At 42.0% G+C, this 21,627-nt stretch carries 26 protein-coding genes and 2 pseudogenes; 16 read left to right on the top strand and 12 right to left on the bottom strand.

Annotation, left to right across the window (positions count from 1 at the left end; genetic code table 11):
• Nucleotides 1–152: 152 nt before the first annotated feature.
• Nucleotides 153–482, bottom strand: a complete 330-nt coding sequence (locus NFS35_RS26860; RefSeq protein WP_251210052.1) for a hypothetical protein — start codon at nt 480–482, stop codon at nt 153–155.
• A gap of 102 nt (nt 483–584) precedes the next feature.
• Here NFS35_RS26860 and NFS35_RS26865 point away from each other — a divergent pair, with 102 nt between their 5' ends.
• Nucleotides 585–1,169, top strand: coding sequence for a recombinase family protein (locus NFS35_RS26865; protein WP_251210053.1), 585 nt, complete (start codon nt 585–587; stop codon nt 1,167–1,169).
• 15 nt (nt 1,170–1,184) lie between these two features.
• Here NFS35_RS26865 and NFS35_RS26870 read toward each other — a convergent pair whose 3' ends face one another.
• From NFS35_RS26870 to NFS35_RS26910, 9 genes are all read right to left on the bottom strand, one after another.
• Nucleotides 1,185–2,822 (bottom strand): recombinase family protein, encoded by a 1,638-nt coding sequence (locus NFS35_RS26870; RefSeq protein WP_251210054.1) that lies wholly within the window; start codon nt 2,820–2,822, stop codon nt 1,185–1,187.
• A gap of 72 nt (nt 2,823–2,894) precedes the next feature.
• Nucleotides 2,895–3,068, bottom strand: coding sequence for a hypothetical protein (locus tag NFS35_RS26875; protein WP_251210055.1), 174 nt, complete (start codon nt 3,066–3,068; stop codon nt 2,895–2,897).
• A 111-nt stretch (nt 3,069–3,179) separates the two neighbouring features.
• Nucleotides 3,180–3,710, bottom strand: coding sequence for a GNAT family N-acetyltransferase (locus tag NFS35_RS26880; protein ID WP_251210056.1), 531 nt, complete (start codon nt 3,708–3,710; stop codon nt 3,180–3,182).
• 73 nt (nt 3,711–3,783) lie between these two features.
• Nucleotides 3,784–5,358, bottom strand: coding sequence for a MobA/MobL family protein (locus NFS35_RS26885; RefSeq protein ID WP_275564741.1), 1,575 nt, complete (start codon nt 5,356–5,358; stop codon nt 3,784–3,786).
• A 306-nt stretch (nt 5,359–5,664) separates the two neighbouring features.
• Nucleotides 5,665–6,006, bottom strand: a complete 342-nt coding sequence (locus tag NFS35_RS26890) for a hypothetical protein (protein WP_251210058.1) — start codon at nt 6,004–6,006, stop codon at nt 5,665–5,667.
• Between the two features lie 156 nt (nt 6,007–6,162).
• Entirely contained in the window at nt 6,163–6,630 is a 468-nt protein-coding gene (locus NFS35_RS26895; protein WP_251210059.1) for a GyrI-like domain-containing protein, read from the bottom strand.
• Complete coding sequence (locus NFS35_RS26900) at nt 6,627–6,878, bottom strand: DUF3781 domain-containing protein (protein WP_251210060.1); 252 nt, start codon at nt 6,876–6,878, stop codon at nt 6,627–6,629. The genes NFS35_RS26895 and NFS35_RS26900 overlap by 4 nt, the downstream gene beginning before the upstream one ends.
• Nucleotides 6,879–6,976: 98 nt before the next feature.
• Nucleotides 6,977–7,258, bottom strand: a complete 282-nt coding sequence (locus tag NFS35_RS26905; protein WP_251210061.1) for a hypothetical protein — start codon at nt 7,256–7,258, stop codon at nt 6,977–6,979.
• Nucleotides 7,255–7,863, bottom strand: a complete 609-nt coding sequence (locus NFS35_RS26910; protein ID WP_251210062.1) for a transposon-transfer assisting family protein — start codon at nt 7,861–7,863, stop codon at nt 7,255–7,257. Before NFS35_RS26910 ends, NFS35_RS26905 begins: the two co-directional genes overlap by 4 nt.
• A gap of 240 nt (nt 7,864–8,103) precedes the next feature.
• Between NFS35_RS26910 and NFS35_RS26915 the strand changes: the two genes are divergently transcribed.
• The 12 genes and pseudogenes from NFS35_RS26915 (at nt 8,104) to NFS35_RS26970 (ending at nt 17,569) form a co-directional block, all read left to right on the top strand.
• The gene (locus NFS35_RS26915) at nt 8,104–9,090 is read left to right on the top strand and encodes a DUF4368 domain-containing protein (RefSeq protein WP_275564742.1); all 987 of its coding nucleotides are present in this window, start codon (nt 8,104–8,106) and stop codon (nt 9,088–9,090) included.
• Between the two features lie 258 nt (nt 9,091–9,348).
• Complete coding sequence (locus tag NFS35_RS26920) at nt 9,349–10,035, top strand: ABC transporter ATP-binding protein (RefSeq protein WP_251210063.1); 687 nt, start codon at nt 9,349–9,351, stop codon at nt 10,033–10,035.
• On the top strand, nt 10,025–12,595 hold the full coding sequence (locus NFS35_RS26925) for an ABC transporter permease (RefSeq protein ID WP_251210064.1): 2,571 nt from the start codon (nt 10,025–10,027) through the stop codon (nt 12,593–12,595). Before NFS35_RS26920 ends, NFS35_RS26925 begins: the two co-directional genes overlap by 11 nt.
• A 178-nt stretch (nt 12,596–12,773) precedes the next feature.
• A complete protein-coding gene (locus NFS35_RS26930; RefSeq protein ID WP_251210065.1) occupies nt 12,774–13,439 on the top strand; it encodes a response regulator transcription factor in 666 nt (221 codons plus the stop codon).
• Between the two features lie 2 nt (nt 13,440–13,441).
• Nucleotides 13,442–14,458: a sensor histidine kinase gene (locus NFS35_RS26935; RefSeq protein WP_251210066.1), complete on the top strand. Its 1,017-nt coding sequence runs from the start codon at nt 13,442–13,444 to the stop codon at nt 14,456–14,458.
• A 20-nt stretch (nt 14,459–14,478) separates the two neighbouring features.
• Entirely contained in the window at nt 14,479–14,643 is a 165-nt protein-coding gene (locus NFS35_RS26940; RefSeq protein ID WP_251210067.1) for a cysteine-rich KTR domain-containing protein, read from the top strand.
• Nucleotides 14,644–14,745: 102 nt separating this feature from the next.
• Nucleotides 14,746–14,826: pseudogene (locus NFS35_RS26945) on the top strand (TnpV protein); the annotation flags it as partial.
• A 139-nt stretch (nt 14,827–14,965) separates the two neighbouring features.
• Complete coding sequence (locus NFS35_RS26950; RefSeq protein WP_251210068.1) at nt 14,966–15,343, top strand: GntR family transcriptional regulator; 378 nt, start codon at nt 14,966–14,968, stop codon at nt 15,341–15,343.
• The gene (locus tag NFS35_RS26955; RefSeq protein WP_251210069.1) at nt 15,344–16,213 is read left to right on the top strand and encodes an ABC transporter ATP-binding protein; all 870 of its coding nucleotides are present in this window, start codon (nt 15,344–15,346) and stop codon (nt 16,211–16,213) included.
• A complete protein-coding gene (locus NFS35_RS26960) occupies nt 16,203–16,844 on the top strand; it encodes an ABC-2 transporter permease (RefSeq protein WP_251210070.1) in 642 nt (213 codons plus the stop codon). The genes NFS35_RS26955 and NFS35_RS26960 overlap by 11 nt, the downstream gene beginning before the upstream one ends.
• Nucleotides 16,845–16,855: 11 nt before the next feature.
• The gene (locus NFS35_RS26965) at nt 16,856–17,242 is read left to right on the top strand and encodes a DUF3592 domain-containing protein (protein WP_251210071.1); all 387 of its coding nucleotides are present in this window, start codon (nt 16,856–16,858) and stop codon (nt 17,240–17,242) included.
• A gap of 129 nt (nt 17,243–17,371) precedes the next feature.
• On the top strand, nt 17,372–17,569 hold the full coding sequence (locus NFS35_RS26970; RefSeq protein ID WP_251210072.1) for a cysteine-rich KTR domain-containing protein: 198 nt from the start codon (nt 17,372–17,374) through the stop codon (nt 17,567–17,569).
• Between the two features lie 7 nt (nt 17,570–17,576).
• On the opposite strand, the gene NFS35_RS30110 is transcribed toward NFS35_RS26970, so the two are convergent.
• Nucleotides 17,577–18,068, bottom strand: a complete 492-nt coding sequence (locus NFS35_RS30110) for a hypothetical protein (RefSeq protein ID WP_456298465.1) — start codon at nt 18,066–18,068, stop codon at nt 17,577–17,579.
• A gap of 38 nt (nt 18,069–18,106) precedes the next feature.
• Nucleotides 18,107–18,202, bottom strand: a pseudogene (locus tag NFS35_RS30115) (hypothetical protein); the annotation flags it as partial.
• 674 nt (nt 18,203–18,876) lie between these two features.
• Here NFS35_RS30115 and NFS35_RS29550 point away from each other — a divergent pair.
• The 3 genes from NFS35_RS29550 to NFS35_RS26995 all read left to right on the top strand — a co-directional run bounded on the left by NFS35_RS29550 (nt 18,877) and on the right by NFS35_RS26995 (nt 21,085).
• On the top strand, nt 18,877–19,314 hold the full coding sequence (locus NFS35_RS29550; protein WP_330640495.1) for a hypothetical protein: 438 nt from the start codon (nt 18,877–18,879) through the stop codon (nt 19,312–19,314).
• Nucleotides 19,315–19,545: 231 nt separating this feature from the next.
• Nucleotides 19,546–20,148, top strand: coding sequence for a zinc ribbon domain-containing protein (locus NFS35_RS26990; protein ID WP_251210073.1), 603 nt, complete (start codon nt 19,546–19,548; stop codon nt 20,146–20,148).
• Nucleotides 20,149–20,179: 31 nt separating this feature from the next.
• A complete protein-coding gene (locus tag NFS35_RS26995) occupies nt 20,180–21,085 on the top strand; it encodes a hypothetical protein (protein WP_251210074.1) in 906 nt (301 codons plus the stop codon).
• The last annotated feature ends 542 nt before the right edge of the window (nt 21,086–21,627 follow it).

Here is a 21,627-nt window from a genome sequence, read left to right on the forward strand (position 1 = left end):
GTTATACCGAATTCCTGTGTCGGGGCGGCATTTTTTGTTTTCTACTGTATAAGATCCAGTAAAAAGTTATACCGAAACTCTCCGCAAGAAGCCATGCTTTATCAGCTTTCCATGGAGATTTCGGTATAATAGAAGTTTCGGTATAACCGTTTTTATACCGAATTCGGTATAATAGTAGCAAGCAATGCCCCGGTATATACCCGGCGCAGCTTGTTGGTGGCCGGCGGCCCCCAAGCCCCCCAGTGCATCGGCGCAGCTCCGCCCGATGCACAAGCCGCCGTCAGCGTCTGCTGGTATATATCGGCAGGGGAGGACACCCCGGCGGAGCCGCCCCCGGAGGGCGCACGGCTGCCGTCAGGCAGTACCACCATCGCGCCCTGGCAGGTGGTGGGTAAGTGCGCCCTAGCAGAGGGCCTATAAAGAGAACGGAGCGCCCAGGTCATCCCCGGACGCTCCCGCTTCGGTTCCTTCCTGCTGGTCAATCACCGCCTTTCCTGCCTGTGTCATTCTGCCACAAATGAACCGTCAGCCAATGTGTATTTGGATAGTGAAACCACCCTTTATACAATACATCTCAGAAAAAGATGCTGGAGGATTATGCAAAAAATAACAGGTACACGAACACGGTGCATTTTACGGATGACGGATTTTCCGGCGGCAGTTTTGAAAGACCGGGATGGAAGCAGATGTTAAGCCGGATTGAAAACGGCGACATCGGCACAGTCATAGTAAAGGACCTCTCACGCCTGGGGCGTGACTATTTGCAGACAGGGTATTACACCGATATGTATTTCCCCAGCAAGAGGGTACGCTACATAGCGATCAGCGACGGTATCGACACAAGCACTGGATATAACGAAATGGCTCCATTCAAGAACTTGTTCAATGATTTTTACGCCCGTGACATATCCAAGAAAATCCGCAGCACCCTTACTACAAAGGCAAGGGCGAGCATCTACCACAGCACAGTGCCGCCGTTCGGCTACAGGAAATCGCCTGCCGACAGCCATATGCTGCTGCGTGACGAGGAAACAGCGTCGATTATCATCAAGATGTACGAACTGTCCGCATCGGGCCGGGGGCCGGCAGCAATCGCCAACTATCTGAGGGCGGAAAAGATACCGATTCCGGCATACTGGCACCATGTGTTGGATAGTTGGAATAGGTGACTTAGAAAATATCCATTATTCAAGGGTTTCCAGTGCCCCTATGAATTTGTAATGGATAGTAAGTCGTTGAATTTTCTGCCCGTCAACTTCTACGGGTTCAGAAACAAGAATTTTTTCTATAAGTTGATTGATTATCTTAAAATTGAGTTCTGTTATTCCTGCATAACCGCTTATCTGCTCCGCAAACTGCTCAATGGAAGATAACTGCTCCCTGTCCGCTATGGCACTTTTTTCAAGTTCCTTTATCTTGGCGGTCAGTTCTTCCTGCTCGCTGTCAAATCGTGCCGACAACATTTGGAAACGCTTTTCGGTCAGCAGTTCCCTTGTCAAGTCCTCGTACAGTTTGGCATACAGGTTTTCAATCTCCGACACACGCTGTTTACATTGCCTTAGTTCCTTTTTCTGCTGTTCCCTGTCCGCTGACATTTGGAGATTAAGACGCTCCGCAATATCCGTTACCATAGCTTTCCTGTCGGTCAATGCCTGTCCTGCGTGTTTCTGAATGTCCGCAAGCACAACTTCGTGAACCGTCCTCGCCTCAATGGTGTGTGATGAACAGCCCTCTTTCCCAAACTTGCGGTATTTGGTACAGCAGTAGAAAGTCTTGTCTAATACATTGTTCCGCTTTCTTTTCTGCTCGACTTTGGCAAGCATGGCACTCCCACAATCGGCGCACTTGATAACCCCTCGGAAGATGTTGTCATATCCGCTTGAACTTTCCCCGATAACGGGCGGTCGGCTCTGTAAAATCTTCTGCACATTGTTCCAGCGGTTCTGTTCAATGATTGGCTCATGTGTGCCATAAATGACTTCACGCTCTGCAAACGGGATATACTGTCTTTTCTTGGAACGCATGGTCTTGGTTGGTTTGTCCGCAACAGTAAGGTTTCCTGCATAGACGGGATTGTGCAATATCTGACTGACATAGGCAGTATCCCAGTCATACATTTTTTCCTCGTCCATAAAACGCTCAAACAGTTCCTTTTTGTAGAAACTCGGCTTGATGACTTTTGCCTTACGCAAGCGGTTACAGATAGTGTGAAGCCCCACGCCCTCCTCGGCGATTGAGAAAATCAGTTCCACAACGGGGGCGGTCACTTCATCAATGACAAGGTGGTTATGGTCTTTCTCGTCTTTCTGATAACCGAACGGGGCAGTGGTAGCCATATACTTGCCCTGCATTCTCCTTGCGTGGAGTGCGCTCTTGATTTTCCTTGACGTGTCCTTTGCGTACATTTCATTGATGATGTTGCGGAATGGTGTAATATCCATTTGTGCGTTGTCTATGGAGTCCACCCCGTCATTGATTGCAATGTACCGCACGTTATGGTTGGGGAAAAATACCTCGATATAAGTACCTGTTTCAAGATAATTCCTCCCCAAACGTGACAGGTCTTTTGTGATGAGCGTTGACACTTCCCCGTCCTGTATGTCCTCGATAAGCTGTCGGAAAGCGGGGCGGTCGTAGTTTGTACCGCTGTAACCGTCATCAACGTAGAACTGGCAGTTCAGAAAACCGTTGCGCTTTGCGTAATCTTTCAGCATGGTTTTCTGTGTGCTGATACTCATGCTCTCGTTGTTCGTGCCGTCATCTTTGGAAAGCCTGCAATATAAAGCAGTGATTTTGTCGTTATTCAGTTTTGCCCTTTTCATTTCGTCCTCCTTGATGAAAAGGGACTTCCTCTTAACTCCTATTATACTATATTCCCTTTTCTGTTTCCAGTGCTAATTTGCGTTGTTTTCCGCTATCTCCTTAACCTTTTTTGTTATCTGTTCCTCGGCTATCCGTTTGAATACCGTTTCCATTTTTTCAGTGCCTACATAGTGCCTTTCCACGATTATTTTTGTGGGTGGGTGCTGTCGGGTGGCTCTATGTTGTGTGTTGCTGTCTTTGCCCATAAATCTGCTCCTTTACAATAAAATAGAGCGCATAGATTTGTTTTCTATACGCTCTGACGCTGTGTAATTATTCTGTTAATGATTGTATAACAATTTTGAAGTTGAAAAACACTATATCGAAATCCAGTACCTTTGAATAATGCCACTTTTACTTAATCCTACTGTATCGACAACTTCATTTTCTAACAATCCGCCATTTTTAATTATCGTTCTTCTCGAAGCTATATTTTCTTTATCACAAGTTAATAAAACCTTACTTTCTCCAAATTCATAACAGATAGGTAAAATCAACTTGAGCATTTCAGACGCATAACCTTTTCGCCTTTCTGACGGACGAATACTATACCCAATATTACCTCCAAAACTTTTAAGAAAATCCGATAGTGGATGTCGAAAATCTATTATACCAACAACAAAATTATCATTTTCCCTTACTGCTAAAAATACTTCTGACGGAACATATCCTGCACCATATTTATTTCTTAGTCTTTTTTCAAAATCTATCCATTCGTCAAATGAATGAACATCTTCAAGACCTGCACAACCGTCAAAGCTATCTCCGTTCTGAAACATTTCTTCTTTGTAGGACATAACTTGTTTTTCATATATTTTTGTTGGTCTAATCAACATCAATTCACACATAAAATTAACCTCGCAATCAATTTGTACTGCTAATAGAATACCACAATCACACTCGCATTTCTATAAATTCTCATTAAATTTCTTCCTCCCTCCGCTTAGCTTTGATTTGCTGTTTATTATGCTGTCGGCTCTCGTTCTGAAGCTCCCTCTCAAGGTTCTTTTTGTTGTAGCTGATTACCTCGGCATACGCTAATTCTGTGGCGGTCTTGGTCTGCTCTTTGCCGATACTGTCATATTCAGACTGCAACGACTGTATCTCCGCTTTCCACTGTTTCGGCGTTATCTTCTCGCCATTCTGTAAAAGGCTCTGCATACGCTCCTTTAATTCGGGATACTTCGATAAGCTTTCCTTATGCTCCTTATCATACCGCATTTTTGCAAGTCCTTTTAGTGACTGGCTCTCCTTATAGGTGGCTTGGATTGGCGCATAGAGGGCATACATTTTTGACAGTTCCTTTAATCGGTTTAGTTTCTGCCCCTTGGAAAGATGTACCGTTTCCAACTGCTGATATTTCTGCTCCCTGTCCTCTGTAAATTTCGCAAGGCACTCAAAGCTGTCTATCTTCCTTGTGGTGATAAACTTCTCCGCATTGTCGGCTGACTGCAAGGCGGTTCGGTCGGATATTTTTCTTAGGTGCTTTCCGCTGACAATCGGCAAGTCAAGCCTGCCTTTCCGTTTCGCCACTTTTGCAATCATTTCAAGGACTTCATTCTTCACGCTGACCACCGCATTTCTAATCTTGGTATACTGTATGCTTTGTACTTCCTGCTTGGCAAGTTCAAGCATTGCCTTTGCCTGCTCCAACATCATGTTTCGCTTGATGATTTCCCGATTGATGTTTCCCCTCTCGGTCTGTATGCCCTTGCGCTCTAAAGCATTGGCAACTGCCCCGATATGGATAGTTGGCTCTCGGTCAATTCCCTGTTCCTTAAAAGAACGGTGTTCCCAATGTACCGCAATCCCTAACTGCTCATTGGTGGCATTGATTGTGTCGGCTAAATCCTTGCGCCACATTTTAGCGTTTTCCTTACTGTTCCAGTCGGTGCTGTCGGCGGTGTGGCATTTCCACTGTTTCCTGTTCCGCTTGTCAACTTTCTGCTGACCTGTCTTTTTGTCAATCACTGGTATCTTTTCGCCGTTCTCGTCAAGGTCATAGACTTTCTTCTGTTTTGCTCCCCATTCCCCGTTTTCAGTAAGGGGGCGCATAGTGAGTAAAACATGGATATGGAGATTGCGCTGTCCTTTGTCGTTCTCGCTGTCATGGATTGCCCAATCCGCACACATTCCTTTGTCAACAAAATTCCTCTGCACATAATCCCTCACGACTTCCTCCGCAAGTTCATAACTCCAATCGTTGGGAAGTGACGCTTTCAGCATTCTTGCAAGCTGTGATTTCTGACCTTTCTCTGACAGTTCAACAGCGTTCCATAAGGTGGCTCGGTCTGCATATTTTTTGGGTGCATTAGGTGGGAGTGAAATTTCACTGTGGACTAAATCTTCATGGTATTTGGGTCGGTAGGTCTGCCCGTCATACTCACTCATAAGAACACTCCTGCTGATATAGGACGCTTTCTCAACTGCCGACTGCCCCTTGCTCCGCCTGACTATGGAAAAACGTGTGCTTGCCTGTTTCGTGACATTACCCATACACAACACCTACATTTTGCCGATAGGGTAGTGGGGCGCATGGATAGACTTTGTGGGCAGATAAAAGCCGTACTTTGGCTTTTGTCTGAACGCAAAGTTCACTAAAGGGTAGCAAGCGCAGCTTGCGAAGGGGAATTGTCGTTTCCCCTTTTGGCTGTCGCAAGACAGACAACGCCCTCCGCAGGAGTCCATGCAAGTGAAACTTGCCCCTCGGAGAGCGCACATACCACCTCTGGTGGTATATCTGTGCGCACCCCGTAAACGGGGTGAATACGTTACCTCGGCTTTTCAGTTCCGTTGCCCTCGTCATTCCGTACCGCCCTCGCTTTCATTTTCGGCATTGGGGAGAGCGGATTGTGGGGGAGTGGTTTCTCGGCTTTCCGACTTGATTTTAAATATAACCTGCTGACATTCCTTTGTCTGCAAGGCAACCGACAAGATACGGTTTAACTCGCCCTCGTCATAGCGGTAGCAGTCGGGGAAATACTTCACGATAATACCGCCCATGATGTACTTGTGGTGGTTCTCGGCTTTGCGTTTCTTCTCGTTCTGTTTTTTCTTTTCGTTGGCTACACGCTGCTGCGCTTGTTTCAATGCCTGCAATGCCTTTTCTAAGTTTTTGCTTGTGTCATTCTTGCTCTCAATCATTTCTGATACCTCATTCTTTCTGTGCTGTGTTGGTGGTTGCTGAAAATAAAAAAGGTAGCGGATTGTCTGTTAAGATAATCGCTACCTAAAGGTAAACAATATTCAGTTTTTACATCATTTTTCTGTTTTGATTTTTCCTGACAAATAAGAATTTAACTACCCCTTAATTGGTAGCCATATTTCAATAATAGAATTTTCCTTATTCCAATGAAAGCGATAATCGTATTTTTCAAAGTGTAAAAAGTTTTCTTGTAAAGGTATATATTCCATTTGGGGTAATATTTCTTGATAAATCATTCCGTAGGTTTCATATATTTTGTCCACAGAACCTATATGCTCTACAACAAGATATTTGTAACGTTGTATTTCTTTATAGACAAAATTATTTGGAACGACATTCCTTTTTGGAATAGAACAGAAATAAAATAGTTTCTCATTTCTTCTTTCCATAAAGGCATATTTTATCCAGTTTCCCGATTGTGAAAGATACGATTTCTTCAAATTACTGTTAAACTTTCGCCAAAATTGTGTACTGATTTGAATGTTTCTTTTTTGATAATTGGTGAGTTCTACTTCCTGCCCAATAACTGAAAATGTTTCTAATTCACGAATTGTATATTTCATTTCTTTTCCTTATGTGCCGTTATAATCGTGTAACTATATGCATTTACCGTTAAAATATAATTGTCTACATTTACATACCAGTTTTTTCCATTTCGGGTAATGACAGCATTATCGGAATTGATTTTACTTTTACACCAGTCAACCACATCATCTGTATCTAAAGATAGATTTCTTTTAATGCGCTCTACGCCTAATTCCGTTGTGTGCAACTTATCCAAATTTATTAGTAATTCATTATCTGCATTCATTTTACAATTATCCCTTTCCTTATCATAAATCCCGATTATCGAGTTGCTCAACGTCACAATTTTACCACAAACACATACACAATACCAATAAATTTTCCTTAATCTTTCTTTGCCCTATTACTAGCAATCATCATCTGCCTTGCCCGTTCCCTCTGCTCGGTGCTGACTGTCCTCGGCTTTCGGTAACTGACGTGTGACTTCGGAAAGGAATAGGTCTTAGATACCTCGTCCTGCCCTGTCAGCTTGTATGTGTCTGGATAATCGGCAACAAGTGTGTCAAGTTTCCGCATGACTGCTTTATCTCTTGTGTAGAGGGTGGCGGTCTGTTCTCCTGCGTTATAATTGACAATCGTTTCCTGCTCGTATCGTGAAAGTTTCATAGCGCCATATCCCCCTTTCCTTTGCTGTGGGTTCTGTGCAGTTTTCCCTCGGCAACTGTCGGCTGTTTCGCCTGTTCCTTTGCTTTGGCTAACCCTGTCTTTATGGAGTTGTCACGCTCGGTCAGTTTCCATCTTTTGGTGGTGGCGGTCAGTTCCGCACACGTTTCTTCGGACAAGGCATTTAATTTCTTCAATGTGCCGCTTACTATCTGCTTTGTGTCGCTGTCCTTTATCTGCAGAAGAATAGCGGACAGACTGGCACACGTTTCCGCTTTGCTCTGTTCCCCAAACTGATAAATCAGATTGACTTCATCAGCGTTAAAAGGTATCTGAAAATTTGCGCCCTCACATAAACGCTCCACGCCCACGCACTTAGGGATATTTCTTGTCAGTTCGTAATTATCCCTTGCTGTGATTGTTCCATGACTGTCGGTCTGCCTTGCCTCAACTTCGCACTGACTTTTCTGCTCCAGCACAAGCCACTGGTATCTGTCGCTTTCTTTGGTGAATACAGTCTGATGCGCATTGGAGTGTGTCCTGCTACGGATATATTTGTCGGTGGTGCTGTAATAATCTAAAATCTGCTGTTCCTGCTTTTTGTTCATGGTCTTTGCCCTCCTGTGATATAGATTGATTGATATGATTGATTGGTTTCAGTACTGATATATGGTTTTCTTTCGTTAATTGTCGGGAGATTGGATTGCGGAATACTGTTGTTTGGCATTTCTCCGCTTGTGGGAATAGGAGTTCATTTCATACGGTAATTACCGCATGAAAAAAGACTATAACCGTTAGTGTCATAGCCTTTTGAGGATTGAGGAAGTCCCTTTTTTATTTGTATTTGTTTGTCACCCCTCCGCACTATCCAACATCTACGGGGCGAGAGGGCATGGCAGGGCTGCAAGGGCGAGGGGAATGCGGCAAACTACCGCTGGTTTGACACAACGGTGCGTTCCATTCTCCAGCATGAGGTCTATATCGGGAACCTTGTGGCGCAGAGGCAGACACACATCTTCAAAGTCGGCAAATCCTTTGTAAGACCGAGGGAGGAATGGGTGGTTGTCGAGGACGTGTTTGAGCCGATTGTGGAGAGGGAGCTGTGGGAGAGAGTGCAGGAAAGTTTCGCCAATCCCACAAGGTCACGCAAGCGGACAGGGAAAGCGAGCATCTTTTCGGGAATGGTATTCTGCGATACCTGCAACCGGCGCATATCCTTTGTGCCGGAGAGGGCGGAGAAGATTTATGTAGGCTCCTGCGTGGAATACCGAAAGATTGGCAGGCAGGGATGCACGCCGCACCGTATCTACGAACAGGATTTGCATGATGCGGTCTTAAAGGACATACGGGAGTGGGCAAAGCTGGCGCTGAAGGACGAGAAGGCAGTCCTTGACAAAGTTATGGAACATGAAAACAGGAACAAGACTGACGCTGGCACAGTTATTGAGAAAAAGTTTTCCCTTGAAAAGCGTCTGGGGGAGGTCGAGAAAGTCATTGCCAAACTCTATGAGGATTACGCTTTAGGCAAGGCTGGGGCGGACGAGATTGACTTACTCCTGCCAAAGTACCGGAAGGAACAAGGGGAACTGAAAGCACAGCTTGCGCTGTTCGAGGAAGAAAGCAGCGAACAGAGGGAAACAGCACAGAACGCTGAAAAGTGGGTTGCGCTGATCCGCAAGTATAGTGACCTGCAGGAACTGACAGCAGGCATCATAAGGGAACTGATTACCAAAATCTATGTGGGCGATGTCCGCAAGGTTGGCGGTGAGAAAGTCCAGTCTATCGAAATTCATTACCGTTTCATCGGCAGTCTGCCGGATGGGGCGGGGAAATAACAATTCTTAAATAAAAATCCCAATTTACAGAACAATTCCGCTGTAAATATCACTTTGTTCGGTGTTTACAGGTGTGAAACAGATTTATATCACAGAGGAAGAATGGGCAAAATGCAAAAAGGTGGCTGTTAACCTTTACGGATAGTATGGTATTATTTGAAGAATTGTGGGAGAAATGGTTGAATTAGTGTGAATTGTAATGAGATTGTAAGAAGTGTTCGCTATACTAAAATTACAAAAACATTGGAGGGCATATCTATGGCAATACTTGAAACAAAAGATTTACGAAAAATATATGGCAGCGGTGAGAGTGAAGTCCACGCCCTTGACGGAGTGTCTGTTACTGTCGATGAGGGAGAATTTGTTGCCGTTATCGGTACATCGGGCAGCGGCAAGTCTACTCTGCTGAATATGATTGGCGGATTAGACCGCCCCACCTCTGGAAGCATTACTATCCGGGGAAAAGATCTTTTGAAAATGAAAGACGAGGAACTGACAATTTTTCGCCGCAGGAATATTGGCTTTGTCTTTCAGAACTACAATTTACTTCCCGTTCTTAATGTATATGAAAATATCATCTATCCCATCGAGATAGATGGCGGCAAAACAGATACAGAATTTGTAAAGCAGATTATCCATACACTGAGGCTTGAAAAGAAACTTGAGAATATGCCGAATAATCTTTCTGGCGGTCAGCAGCAAAGAGTAGCGATTGCCCGTGCATTAGCTACCAAGCCTGCCATAATCCTTGCCGATGAGCCAACGGGCAATCTGGATTCCAAGACAAGCATGGATGTCATTCTGCTGATGCAGTCCATTAGCAGACAATTCCGCCAAACTACAATTATGATTACGCACAATGAAGAAATCGCCCAGATGGCAGACCGTACAATTCGTATAGAGGATGGCAAAGTTATTTCGGGAGGTATCAGATATGCACGATAACCGAAACAAAAATGCAATGAAACGGGTAGAGAAAGGAATGATGAAAGCAAACAGTACCCGCAATCTGTTTGCAATGTCCGCAATCATCCTTACCACCTTTATGATTACCACGGTTTTCAGCTTAGCTATTAACTATATAGAAAATATGAATCTAATGCAGATGCGTACTTTGGGTACAGCCGCTGATGTTTCTCTTGCTATGCCGACAGCAGAACAAGAGCAGCAAATTACATCACTGGATTATGTGAAAACTGTTGGTGTGCGATATATGGCAGGCTCGATTTCCAGGAAGAACGCCGAGGGACGTGAATTTTCCATAGTGCTTCAATATTATGATACCACCGAATGGGAAAAACATTATCAGAAAGCAATCAGCGGTTTCGTTGGAAAATACCCTGCAAATGAAAATGAGATTATGCTGTCTGAGGACGCCCTCTCACAGCTCGGCATCAAAGCCCCAGAGCTGTATATGGAAATCCCTCTGTCCTATTCTGACAGGAATGGCAGGCAGGAAAGAATTTTTACTTTAAGCGGCTGGTTCCATTCCTATACCGATACGGGAATGGGTTTTGTATCGGAGAGCTATTGTAAAAATGCAGGCTGCACAATGGTGGAGGACGGTGTGCTCTCCTTGTCGTTAAAGAAAATGCCCGATGATTTCCTCCGTCTCCAAAGAGATGTGAAGCTGAACGAAAACCAATTTTGGGATGGTGCGGTTTTGATGAAATCCTCAAGCGGCTCAGTCGTCGCAATGGTCATCTTTTTGGTAATGTTTATCATTGGCAGCGGTTATCTGTTGATTTACAATGTCCTATATGTATCGATTTCCAAAGATACCCGTTTTTACGGCTTGATGAAAACGCTTGGCACAACGCAGACACAAATTAAATCGCTGGTTAAAAGACAGGCAGTAAAATTTGCCTGTATCGGCATACCGATTGGTATTTTATTGGCAACAACCGTTTCCTTTGGATTCGTTCCGCTTTTTCTGGAAAAGGGGTTTCATCAAGGTAAGTCGGCGATGGAAGCCGTGGTATTTTTCCATCCGTCAATCTATATTTTGTCTATCCTCTTTTCAGCATTCACAGTCTGGATTGCCTGCAACGCACCTGCGAAAGCTGCGGCAAAGACCTCGCCCATAGAAGCCTTGAAGTATCAGAACTTTGCGCCTCAAAAGACAAAAAACAGAAATTCCAAAAACGGCGGCAAACTATATATCATGGCGTTTCATAATGTTTTCCGTGACAGGAAACGGGCAATCCTTGTGTTTATGTCCTTATTTATGGGAATTACAATGATTTTAGGAGTGAATGGCATAGCTGGAAGCTATAAAGCAGAAAACTATGTGAAACAGTATATGGATTACAATTTTGAATACGCTGATATTCAAGTCAGACAGTATGAACAGCTCCAAAAAGAAGTACCGCAGTTTGACGAGCATTTTATAGAACAGATTGAACAAATCGAGGGTATTAAAAATGTGGAGATTCAAAAGACAGTCTGGGCGGGCATTGATTTTGACGAATCAGATTTTGGAGATTTTATGAAGATCAAGTATGAGGACAGCAGCTATAAAGCCAACAGGCAGTCTTATGAACAAATGCTTGCAGGATTAAGGGCGTATGCGAATGCAGGCGAATACGGTTGCTACATCACGACCCTTATGGATGAAAGGATTTTAGAAGAATATAATGAAAACCATCCTGAAACAACCATTGACCTTGAAGCCTTTTGGCGCGGCGAAATCGTGATTACAGGTTGGGACAGCGACTATAATTCCCCCAATGCCGCCTTGGTAGGAAAAACGCTGACACTGACTGCCAAAAGTGCAGACGGAAAGGCAACTGATTTTCTTGTCGGTGGAGCATTTGATTTTATGGATGATACCAATAGGCTTTCCACTACTATAGGTCATCACAAAATGGTAGAAATCGTACCAGACATCATCTATGTCAGTGAAGCGGGTATGGAACGCCTGACCGGGGAGGCTCTTATTTCCGGTATTGGTGTGGATATTGAGGACATAAACGACTTAGAGCGGGTAGACAGCGAATTGCAGGGAATCAACCGAACCCTAACTACAGCAGAGTGGGACTTCAAAAGTACAGTTGATACTGTAGAACAATTTAACCAGATGTTATACGCTCAAAAATTGTTAGGAAACGGCGTGGCTGCCCTGCTCATCGTAATTGGGTTGATTAACTTTGTGAATGTAATGGTGACAGGCGTGGCTGCAAGAAAAAATGAATTTGCCATAATGGAAAGCATCGGCACAACGAAAAAACAGCTTAGGAAAATATTGACTGTAGAGGGCGGTATTTATGCCCTCATCTCCACGCTGCTGATTTTGACTTTTGGAAATGCGTTCCTTATGCTTGTGGCAGACGCAGTACCGAATCTGGCAGACTATGCCGTATTTGAGTATCCCATTGGACTGGTAATCCGCTTGATTGCGGCAATCTTTGTGATATGCCTTAGCGTTCCCGGAATTGTTTATAAGCTGATTTCCAATGAAACAGTCATAGAACGGATGCGCAGTTTTGATAATTATACTGCATAACGCTGAATGCTGCCTAATGTAATCATGCGATTGAACCAGTCAGCGTTATGCAGTCTGGTTTTACGGCAAGTGAAATCGTTAGGCAGTATAAATAAGCATTAACAGGTGCAGACGCAAACCTGCTGCGTCTGTACCTGCCACCAAAAATTTATTGAGGAAAGGTGGTGTGTTTTAGGCTATGGCAAATATCTTTTTACTTGAAGATGACAAGATTTTATCGAAAGGAATTTCGATTGCCTTGAAAAAAGACAGTCATACCATAACTGCTGCTTATGGTTTTGTGGACGCTTTAACGCAATATCAAAAATTGAAAATTGACCTGTTTTTGCTTGACATCAATTTGCCCGATGGCAGCGGTTTGGAATTGTGCAGAAAAATTCGTGAAACATCCGATACACCAATTCTGTTTTTGACAGCCAATGATACCGAAGAAAATATGTTGGAGGGATTCGGGGCAGGATGTGATGACTATATTTCCAAGCCGTTTTCCCTTGAAGTTTTGCGAAAAAAGGTACATGCTATCTTGAAACGCACAGGCGGCGACAGCCCCCGTATGAAATATAAGAGTCTGGAGATAGATATGGATAAATGCCTTGTTCTGTTAAACGGAGAGGAAATACATCTGACTGCTACCGAATATAAACTGCTTTTGTATCTGATACAAAACAAAGGAAAAGTAGTTACGAAAACAATGCTTCTGGAACGCCTTTGGGATATAGACGGAAATTTTGTGGATGACAATACAATCCGTGTCAACATTAAAAGGTTACGCCAAAAGCTGAACGATGAGAAGCAGGAATATATTGTAACTGTTTTTGGCATGGGATATACCTTTGGAGAATGACAATGAAGCATTTTGATATTTACAGAAAACTGGTTCTGATTACAGGAGCTGTCATATCGGTTTTATCTGTTCTTATGGTGTTTTTTGCAAGAAGCAGCCCTGTTACAATGCTTTGGGGATTTTCTGGCGTGCTTATCTTATTTGCCTTACTGCTCCTGCTTGATTTTCTCCACAATCGTTACAACGATGATTTATTAGAACAGATTACCCTGCTCATAGAAGCTTTGGTTGAACAGCAGGAACGGCAAATCTTTTCAGAAGCAGAAGATACGCTGACAGCCCGTTTGCAGCATCAGCTTTTAAAACTCCGCAACATTTTGACAGCCCAAAATCAAATGTTAGCACAGGAAAAAGAACAGATAAAAACGCTGATTTCTGATATTTCACATCAGATAAAAACACCTATTGCGGCAGCAAATACATTTGCCGAGCTGCTTAGCGATGGGGAACTGTCTGCGGAAGAAAGAACAGAATACATTACCACTTTGCAGATGTCACTTGGAAAACTGACCTTTTTGACAAACAGCCTGATTAAAATGTCCCGTCTGGAAAGCGGCATCATCAGCTTAAAGCCCGAAAAGAACAGCTTGAACGAGATTGTACTCCAAGCTGTAAAAACGGTATATGCAAAAGCAAAGGAAAAAGGCATTTTGATAACCTTTGAATGTGACCAGGCCTTTGAAGCGGTTTTAGATTTTAACTGGACGGCAGAAGCCATATCAAATGTCATTGATAATGCCGTGAAATATACGCCGCAAGGAGGTTTTGTCCGCTTACAGATAACAGAGTACCCGTCCTTTCTGCGGCTTGATATAAGCGACAGCGGTGTTGGCATCCCGGAAGAAGAACAGGCTAAGATTTTTGGGCGGTTTTACAGAGGAAAACAATCCGTGGGTACTGACGGGGTGGGAATCGGCTTATACCTTACCCGTGAAATTATCAATAAACAGAATGGATATATGAAAGTCTCATCTGATGAAAACGGAAGCACCTTTTCGATGTTTTTGAAGAAAAACTAAAAAGGAATGAAAGGAACAGAATGAAGCAAATACATTGGATATGCTGCCAAAACTGCGGCAGTAAAACTCGTGACAGGCTTAGAGAGGATACTATTTTGATAAACTACCCTATCTACTGTCCGAAGTGTAAACAGGAAACTTTAATCAATGCAAGGGATTTACAGATAACTGTCATCAAAGTATGAAACCAGATAAGGAGAAAACTCAAAATTGTGTTTAAGACAGCAGACACAACAAAGTGGAGTGAATATCTTATTTGGAGGAAACAGAAAATGGCAAAATCATGATTTGAGGAAAAGGGCGGCAAATACGAAAGGCAAGGCGATTACTTATTACTGTGCTTAACTGTATTTACTGAAGAAGAACAGCCGACAGAGAGAAATCTCTGCTGCTTTTTTCGGGCGTCATATAGTTATTTTTTAGAAAAAAGAGAAAGGATATTGACATGCAAGTGCTATATGTATATAATGTGTATATATCAACATCACACTAAAGGAGGCAGGATATTTGAAGATTGTAATATCGAACATATCGGAAGCCCCCCTTTACCAACAAATCAAAGACCAGATAAAAGATGCAATCTTAAAAGGAGAATTAGTAGAGGGCGATGCACTTCCGTCTATTCGTGCCTTTGCAAATGATTTAAAGGTCAGCGTCTTAACAATACGGAGAGTCTATGATGAATTGGAACAAGAGGGATTTGTAACAAGCCAGGTCGGTATTGGCACTTTTGTTTCTACAAGCAACATTGAATTACTGCGGGATTCCAAGCGGCGGCTTGTGGAGAAAAAAATGCTCGATATGATTCAGACAGCGAAATCTTTGGGCATTAGTAAAGAGGAATTAAATGCCATGATGGACATTTTATACGAGGAGGAAAACTGAATGGATAACATTTTAGAAGTATGTGGATTAAATAAAAGGTATGGTGATTTTGCCTTAAAAGACATCTCCTTTTATTTGCCAGACGGCTGTATCACGGGATTTGTCGGAATCAACGGAGCGGGAAAAACTACTACTCTCCGAAGCATCTTAGGGCTTACAAACAAGGTGTCTGGAAATATAAAGTTTTTTGGCATGGACATGGATGGGAATGAAAGTAAAATAAAAGACCGCATTGGCATTGTGCTTGATGAAGGATGCTTTTATGATGAATTAACACTCTCAGAAATGAAAAATGTAATTGCCCCAGCTTACAAGAATTGGTGCGAACAGGACTTTATAGATTACATGGAACAGTTTTCATTGAATCTGAAACAGAAAATCAATACCCTGTCAAAAGGAATGCGGATGAAATACGCTTTAGCTCTGGCACTTTCCCATAAAGCGGAACTGCTTATCATGGACGAGCCAACAAGCGGTCTTGACCCGTTAGTCCGAAGCCAGCTTTTAAATATATTAAAGGATTATATGGGCAAAGGTGGAAAAGGCGTATTTTTCTCTACACATATTACTTCCGATTTGGACAAAATTGCAGATATGCTGATTATGATTGATGGCGGTGAGATTGTTTTTCAAGAGGAAAAGGACCAGTTGCTTGACAGCTACCGAATCATAAAGGGCAGCACTGAAAAACTGAATACGGATACAAGGAAATATTTCTTGAACATTGAGGAAAGTGCTTACAGCTTTACAGGAATTACAAAACAGGGTGCTGATGTTATGGTGCATATGCAGGATGTTCTTACAGAAAGACCCACAATCGAGAACATCATGCTTGCGAATGTGGAAAGGAGAAAAAAAGATGTTAATTAGCTTAGTGAAAAAAGAATTTCTGATTGTAAAGAAATATGTAGGCATCATGCTTATCGTGTCATTTCTGATTCCGCCCATTATGCTATGGCGGATGCCGGAAGCGGCGGGGGCAATGGGATTTACACTCACTGTTATTTTTAGCATTTTCATGTTGACCCAGTATGTTTCTTTAAAAGAATATCAGTATCCAAAGGCAACTACCCTGCTTTGTGCATTGCCTTATCCCCGAAAAATAATTGTGCTTTCAAAATACTGTTTTTGTCTGATTATTTATGCGGTCTGCTGTTTGGTCTTTGGGATTGACACAATCATTTTCCCGAAATTAGGAACATTTGATATAAGAATGGCGGCTATCGCTTTTTTAGTAATCACGATACCATTATCTTTTTATTTTCCTGCGTTGTATAAGTTGGGATACGAAAAGACAAAATTTGTATTTGTCATAATTATTATGGCATCCCCTGTTTTATTTGCCTTTCTGTTTAAACCAGAAAATGCAGTAAGATTTAGCTTTTTAGACAGTATCTCTACAACAACGATAGCAATTTTAAGCGTTATCATCAGTCTTGTTACCTTTTCAATATCAGCCATTCTGTCAATTCGATTTTTTGAAAAAAGTGATTTGACATAGGAGGTTTTCATATGGAACGTGATGTAATAGTCCTGTATATAATAGCGGGTGTATCGTTTTCCTTTGCTTTATTCAACTGTATTCTTTTTGCAATAAAACATGGAAAGACAACGAAAACGAATGGAACGATTGTTTCCATAAAATCAACAAATCCGACGAATGAAAAGTGGCGTAATGCAAAATTGGCAGAGATTTCCTATCGGGTTAATGACAGAAGCATTGTATCTAAAAATCGCATACAAGTTCCTTTAACATCCAAGATAGGAACACCGATAACCGTTCGTTATGACCGAAACCAACCAGAGAGAATATACAGCTATTCAGCAAAGCGAGTAATTACGGGATTTTTAATTGGTATAGGCAGTATATTGATAGCTGTACTTATGCAAATCCATTAGAGAAAGGGGGATAAAGGATATGCCACATTTTCCAGAATGGTTTGTAATTATCTGCATTCTGCTTCCTATTGCAAACTTAATTTATAAAGCGTGGAAAAACAGAAAAAAATAGCAGAATTGGAGGTAATAATGAAAAGGACTGAATGGATACGCTGTCCTGTTTGCGGCGGCAAAACCCGTGACAGAATCAGAGAAGATACGGTTTTAAAAAACTATCCTCTTTACTGTCCGAAATGCAAGCAGGAAGCCTTGATTGATGTAGCGAATTTACAAATAACAGTCATCACAGAGCCAGACACTTTAGATGCAGAGCCGATGAACGTGTGAAATCAAATCACAGTTTGTCGGCTCTGTTTACACGAACCACAACCTGCTGTAATTGGAGGGATTTGCAGACAGCGAGGGGGATGTGCTTGATTTCATTGTTGATGAAACGGTAGACGTTGCGAAAACCGTTGTCCATGCGGTGATGATGGACAGGCTGAAAGCCGCCCTGCCTTTGTTGTCGGACAGTGAGCAGGCGTTGATACAAGCCATCTTTTTTGAGGAACTTTCCGTGCCTCTCAAGGTTCTTTTTGTTACAGCCGATTACCTCGGCATAAGCTAATTCTGTGGCGGTTTTGGTCTGCTCCCTGCCGATACTGTCATACCACCCAAAAAATGGAAATATTGAGAAGATATTGTGTGTAAAATAAAATACTGTAACATACAGGATTCCAACAAAAAATAACTTTGTAAACTCTGGTTGAAAACCTGCATGATGTAAACTGTAAAAAATGGCAGTAATAAGAATAGCGGGGAATGTGCTATGGTGGAACTCTGCCACTTATAAGGGTTCTTAATTTCCCTGTTCTGCCACAATCCCACGCCCAACTGCGCTTGGTGGTAGGCAGGTACGGGGATATGTTCACTGGATAGCTGTGCCGCAATCTGATACGGACCGTAACCCTCTAATGTCATTCGGAATATCCGCCTGACAATGGGCGCTGCCACTTCATCAATCACCCATTCGTTTTTATCCTCGCTGTCTTTTAGATAACCGTATGGCAGACTGCTTGCAACGGGCTTTCCGCCCTCGCCTTTTGCCTTAAATGTGGACTTGATTTTCTTGCTGATGGCCTTTGCATAGTATTCGTTGATTACATCTCGGAACGGAAGGAAATCATCATCAAATCATTGATTATTAAATCCAAAGCGCAGACTGGAAGAAAAAGCGCCGGAGTCGGATATGTCAGGGAGGAGAGAAAACGCTGCAATCATCACAAAATTAATGAAATTCCAACTGTGTCCGGTCTGGCTTTCAAAAAATCTGATTGATTTAGCCGGGATTTCGGGGTATAATGGCATTGAGGTCATATACCTTTTGGGAATGGCTTTTGCGTAATACGGAGAATGCGGAGATAAACGAGGGGCTTGTAAGGTTTGACATTATCTTTTATGTGCGTATGAAAGACGGTATCTCACAGGTTATCCTAAACGTGGAGGCACAGAAAGATGAACCGTCAGGCTACCATATCTTAAACAGGGCAGTCTTTTATGTGAGCCGCCTTGTCTCGTCGCAGAAGGAACGGGATTTTGTCAAGACAAATTATAATGACATAAGGCGTGTCTTTTCCATTTGGGTATGTATGGGCATGGACGAAAGCAGCATGGCTTATGTGCATCTTGCGAAAGACGATCTGCTTGGTTCCTATCCGTGGAAGGGCGGGCTTGACCTGCTGAATATTGTCCTGATAGGTATATCAAATGAGCTTCCGGAGCATGATGAGAAGTATGAGCTGCACCGCCTGTTGAGTACATTGCTTTCAATGGAGTTGACTGTTGATGAAAAAATAGGAATCATTGAAAAAGAGTATAGTATTGTAGTAGATGACAGAATAAGAGAGGACGTGAGCGCCATGTGCAATTTGTCACAAGGAATTAAGGAAAAAGGCGGGGCAGAGAGAGAAGAAAAAATTATTTTAAATATGCACAGGAAAGGCTATACATTGGAGCAGATAGCAGAATGTGTGGAAAAGACTATTGAAGAAGTAGAGGCTGTCATTCGAAAAAAAGAGCCTGTGCTGGCATAATCATAGTAACTAAATAACACAAACAGTAAAGCAGTGAATTTGTTTTGGTATAAGAAAACAATTCGCTGCTTTTTCTGTTTTCGGGAAGAAAGACAGTCAATTTGATTGTCTTTTTTCGTGCAGAGCCACCTCTCCATCATGTCAAAATTTCAAGGAAAAAGGAAGCGTGTATTTGTTGTAGAAAAAATGTATTCTAAAAAAGAAAATGTATTTTGAATAAAGGAGAAACTAATGCTTTGTGAAAAATGTGGTACTCAAATATCTGAGGATGTGAGTTTCTGTCCAAGGTGTGGTGTGAAGGTGAAAGAAAATCAGAAAGAGGATTTTAAGGAGTTTGTGGATAATCATATTCGGAAAACTACACCGTTTCAATCGGCAAAAGAGTTGTTGGATGGTAAAGTGCCTATGCGGTTTGCCGAAATATCTTTTGGAATTCCGGCTTTACTGGGGGTTGTGTTGTGTATTTTTGGAGACGGTAATATGTTTGAGAAACTTGTTGTTGTGTTGTTTCTTGTGCTTACATTTGGATATTTGGCAGCATATATAGCATGTAAAAGCGTTAGCTTACGTTATAGCTTTCAATATATTGGAAAATATGAGTGCAGTAACGATATAGACGATTTAAGGCAATTTTTGAATACATATTTAAATTATTTACAGCCATATTTCCATGAATGGGGTTATCTACAGCGAGAAGGTACCAGTCTTCAGGGTGCTGTTGAGACAAAGATAGCGGAGATGGCCTCAGAAGCATTGAAGGAAGTCAGGAACGGAGGGAGGAAGAAATTTAATGTGAATTTTATTGTAAAGACAGGCGTTTTTTTGTATAATTGAAGTGTGGCAGGAACAGGATATATCGTATCTTGTGTTACAGATTTTTAGAAATCGAGGTGATAAGGTGTCGGATGATATAAAACAGATAGAGAAAGTCTTGGCAAAGCGTACAGCAAAAAACAGCGTATTCTTTGACCTTTTTCAAAACAAGAGTTATCTGCTAAAGCTATATAAAACGCTCCACCCGGAGGACACCACAGCGACAGAGGACTCACTAACAGATGTAACAATCACAAATGTGCTAACTGATAATCTGTATAACGATTTAGGTTTTATTGTCAATAATAAGTTGATGATACTTGTGGAAGCGCAGTCAACATGGACAGTGAATATTTTAGTAAGAATTTTGCTGTATCTTGCGCAGAGTTATCACGAATATTTTCAGCGTACCAGCCAAGACTATTACAAAAGCAAGAAAGTAAAAATGCCAAAGCCTGAACTTTATGTTATTTTTACGGGAAACAAAGGGAGGAAACCCGATAAAGTATCTCTGTCTAAAGAATTTTTTGAGGGTGCAGATATAGACATTGAGGTAAAAGCAAAGATTATCTATGAAAGCGATACAGACGACATTATCAATCAGTACATTATTTTCTGCAAAGTTTTTAACGAACAGACAAAACAGCACGGAATGACACAAAAGGCAGTTACAGAAACAATCCGCATATGCAAGGACAGGAATGTCTTAAAGGAATATTTGCTTGAAAGGGAAAAGGAGGTTGTGACGATTATGATGAGCTTGTTTGATGATGAACAGATTATGAAGTCGTTTATAAGAAGTGAGCGATATGAAGCGGCACAGGAAAACGCAAAGGAAACAGCAAAAAAATTGATAAAAAAAGGTAAAATGACACTTGATGAAATTGCGGATTGCGTTCCGTTATTGTCACTTGATGAATTAAAAGAAATTGAAGCCGAGGTTATGCAGTTAGCGTAATCAATCATATCAACCAAAATCAAATATGGTAACAGCGTTAGAGCATATAGGAGCTGAAATCTATATGCTCTATTTTTGCCATTAAAGGATAGTCAAGGTGGTGGAAATATTATCGGAACTTTTTGCACGAATTTTGCCCAATCTATACGGCTTTTCATTCAAGTCTTTGATAATCAAAATATTCTGATAACCAGAAAATACTATTTCGGATTAAAAGAATTAGCCTGATAAGATAATACAGTATTAGTTGCGGTGTGCTTAATACGATTTTCACTCTTTTGGTTGCAGCAATCATTATTACATAAAAAGCAAGAAGATAAACAGGGAATATCCCCATATTGATAAACTGCCCCAGAACACCGCAGATGGCAGGTGCAACCATGATCCCGATGTAAGACATAGCCATCTGTGTGCCCATAACTGATTGTGAAATATCTGCTCCGAAATTCTGAGGGGTCAGATAATTAGTGTCTGCTGATTAAGTGAAAATCCATTGATTTCACTGACTTTTACAGCATTTTATGATAAAATAAATGCAAGGT

The organism is Acetatifactor aquisgranensis, assembly GCF_943193215.1.
Lineage (GTDB): Bacteria > Bacillota > Clostridia > Lachnospirales > Lachnospiraceae > Acetatifactor > Acetatifactor aquisgranensis.

What these genes read in the sequence shown, in the direction of transcription:
- NFS35_RS26940 (WP_251210067.1), top strand. Translation starts at nt 14,479, where the DNA reads ATGAAGCAAATACATTGGATATGCTGCCAAAACTGCGGCAGTAAAACT.
- NFS35_RS26890 (WP_251210058.1), bottom strand. Translation starts at nt 6,006, where the DNA reads ATGATTGAGAGCAAGAATGACACAAGCAAAAACTTAGAAAAGGCATTG.
- NFS35_RS26880 (WP_251210056.1), bottom strand. Translation starts at nt 3,710, where the DNA reads ATGTGTGAATTGATGTTGATTAGACCAACAAAAATATATGAAAAACAA.
- NFS35_RS26965 (WP_251210071.1), top strand. Translation starts at nt 16,856, where the DNA reads ATGGAACGTGATGTAATAGTCCTGTATATAATAGCGGGTGTATCGTTT.
- NFS35_RS26960 (WP_251210070.1), top strand. Translation starts at nt 16,203, where the DNA reads ATGTTAATTAGCTTAGTGAAAAAAGAATTTCTGATTGTAAAGAAATAT.
- NFS35_RS26930 (WP_251210065.1), top strand. Translation starts at nt 12,774, where the DNA reads ATGGCAAATATCTTTTTACTTGAAGATGACAAGATTTTATCGAAAGGA.
- NFS35_RS26990 (WP_251210073.1), top strand. Translation starts at nt 19,546, where the DNA reads ATGCTTTGTGAAAAATGTGGTACTCAAATATCTGAGGATGTGAGTTTC.
- NFS35_RS26895 (WP_251210059.1), bottom strand. Translation starts at nt 6,630, where the DNA reads ATGAAATATACAATTCGTGAATTAGAAACATTTTCAGTTATTGGGCAG.
- NFS35_RS29550 (WP_330640495.1), top strand. Translation starts at nt 18,877, where the DNA reads ATGGACGAAAGCAGCATGGCTTATGTGCATCTTGCGAAAGACGATCTG.
- NFS35_RS26900 (WP_251210060.1), bottom strand. Translation starts at nt 6,878, where the DNA reads ATGAATGCAGATAATGAATTACTAATAAATTTGGATAAGTTGCACACA.
- NFS35_RS26935 (WP_251210066.1), top strand. Translation starts at nt 13,442, where the DNA reads ATGAAGCATTTTGATATTTACAGAAAACTGGTTCTGATTACAGGAGCT.
- NFS35_RS26920 (WP_251210063.1), top strand. Translation starts at nt 9,349, where the DNA reads ATGGCAATACTTGAAACAAAAGATTTACGAAAAATATATGGCAGCGGT.
- NFS35_RS26970 (WP_251210072.1), top strand. Translation starts at nt 17,372, where the DNA reads ATGAAAAGGACTGAATGGATACGCTGTCCTGTTTGCGGCGGCAAAACC.
- NFS35_RS26875 (WP_251210055.1), bottom strand. Translation starts at nt 3,068, where the DNA reads ATGGGCAAAGACAGCAACACACAACATAGAGCCACCCGACAGCACCCA.
- NFS35_RS26955 (WP_251210069.1), top strand. Translation starts at nt 15,344, where the DNA reads ATGGATAACATTTTAGAAGTATGTGGATTAAATAAAAGGTATGGTGAT.
- NFS35_RS26870 (WP_251210054.1), bottom strand. Translation starts at nt 2,822, where the DNA reads ATGAAAAGGGCAAAACTGAATAACGACAAAATCACTGCTTTATATTGC.
- NFS35_RS26905 (WP_251210061.1), bottom strand. Translation starts at nt 7,258, where the DNA reads ATGAAACTTTCACGATACGAGCAGGAAACGATTGTCAATTATAACGCA.
- NFS35_RS26925 (WP_251210064.1), top strand. Translation starts at nt 10,025, where the DNA reads ATGCACGATAACCGAAACAAAAATGCAATGAAACGGGTAGAGAAAGGA.
- NFS35_RS26910 (WP_251210062.1), bottom strand. Translation starts at nt 7,863, where the DNA reads ATGAACAAAAAGCAGGAACAGCAGATTTTAGATTATTACAGCACCACC.
- NFS35_RS26885 (WP_275564741.1), bottom strand. Translation starts at nt 5,358, where the DNA reads ATGGGTAATGTCACGAAACAGGCAAGCACACGTTTTTCCATAGTCAGG.
- NFS35_RS26865 (WP_251210053.1), top strand. Translation starts at nt 585, where the DNA reads ATGCTGGAGGATTATGCAAAAAATAACAGGTACACGAACACGGTGCAT.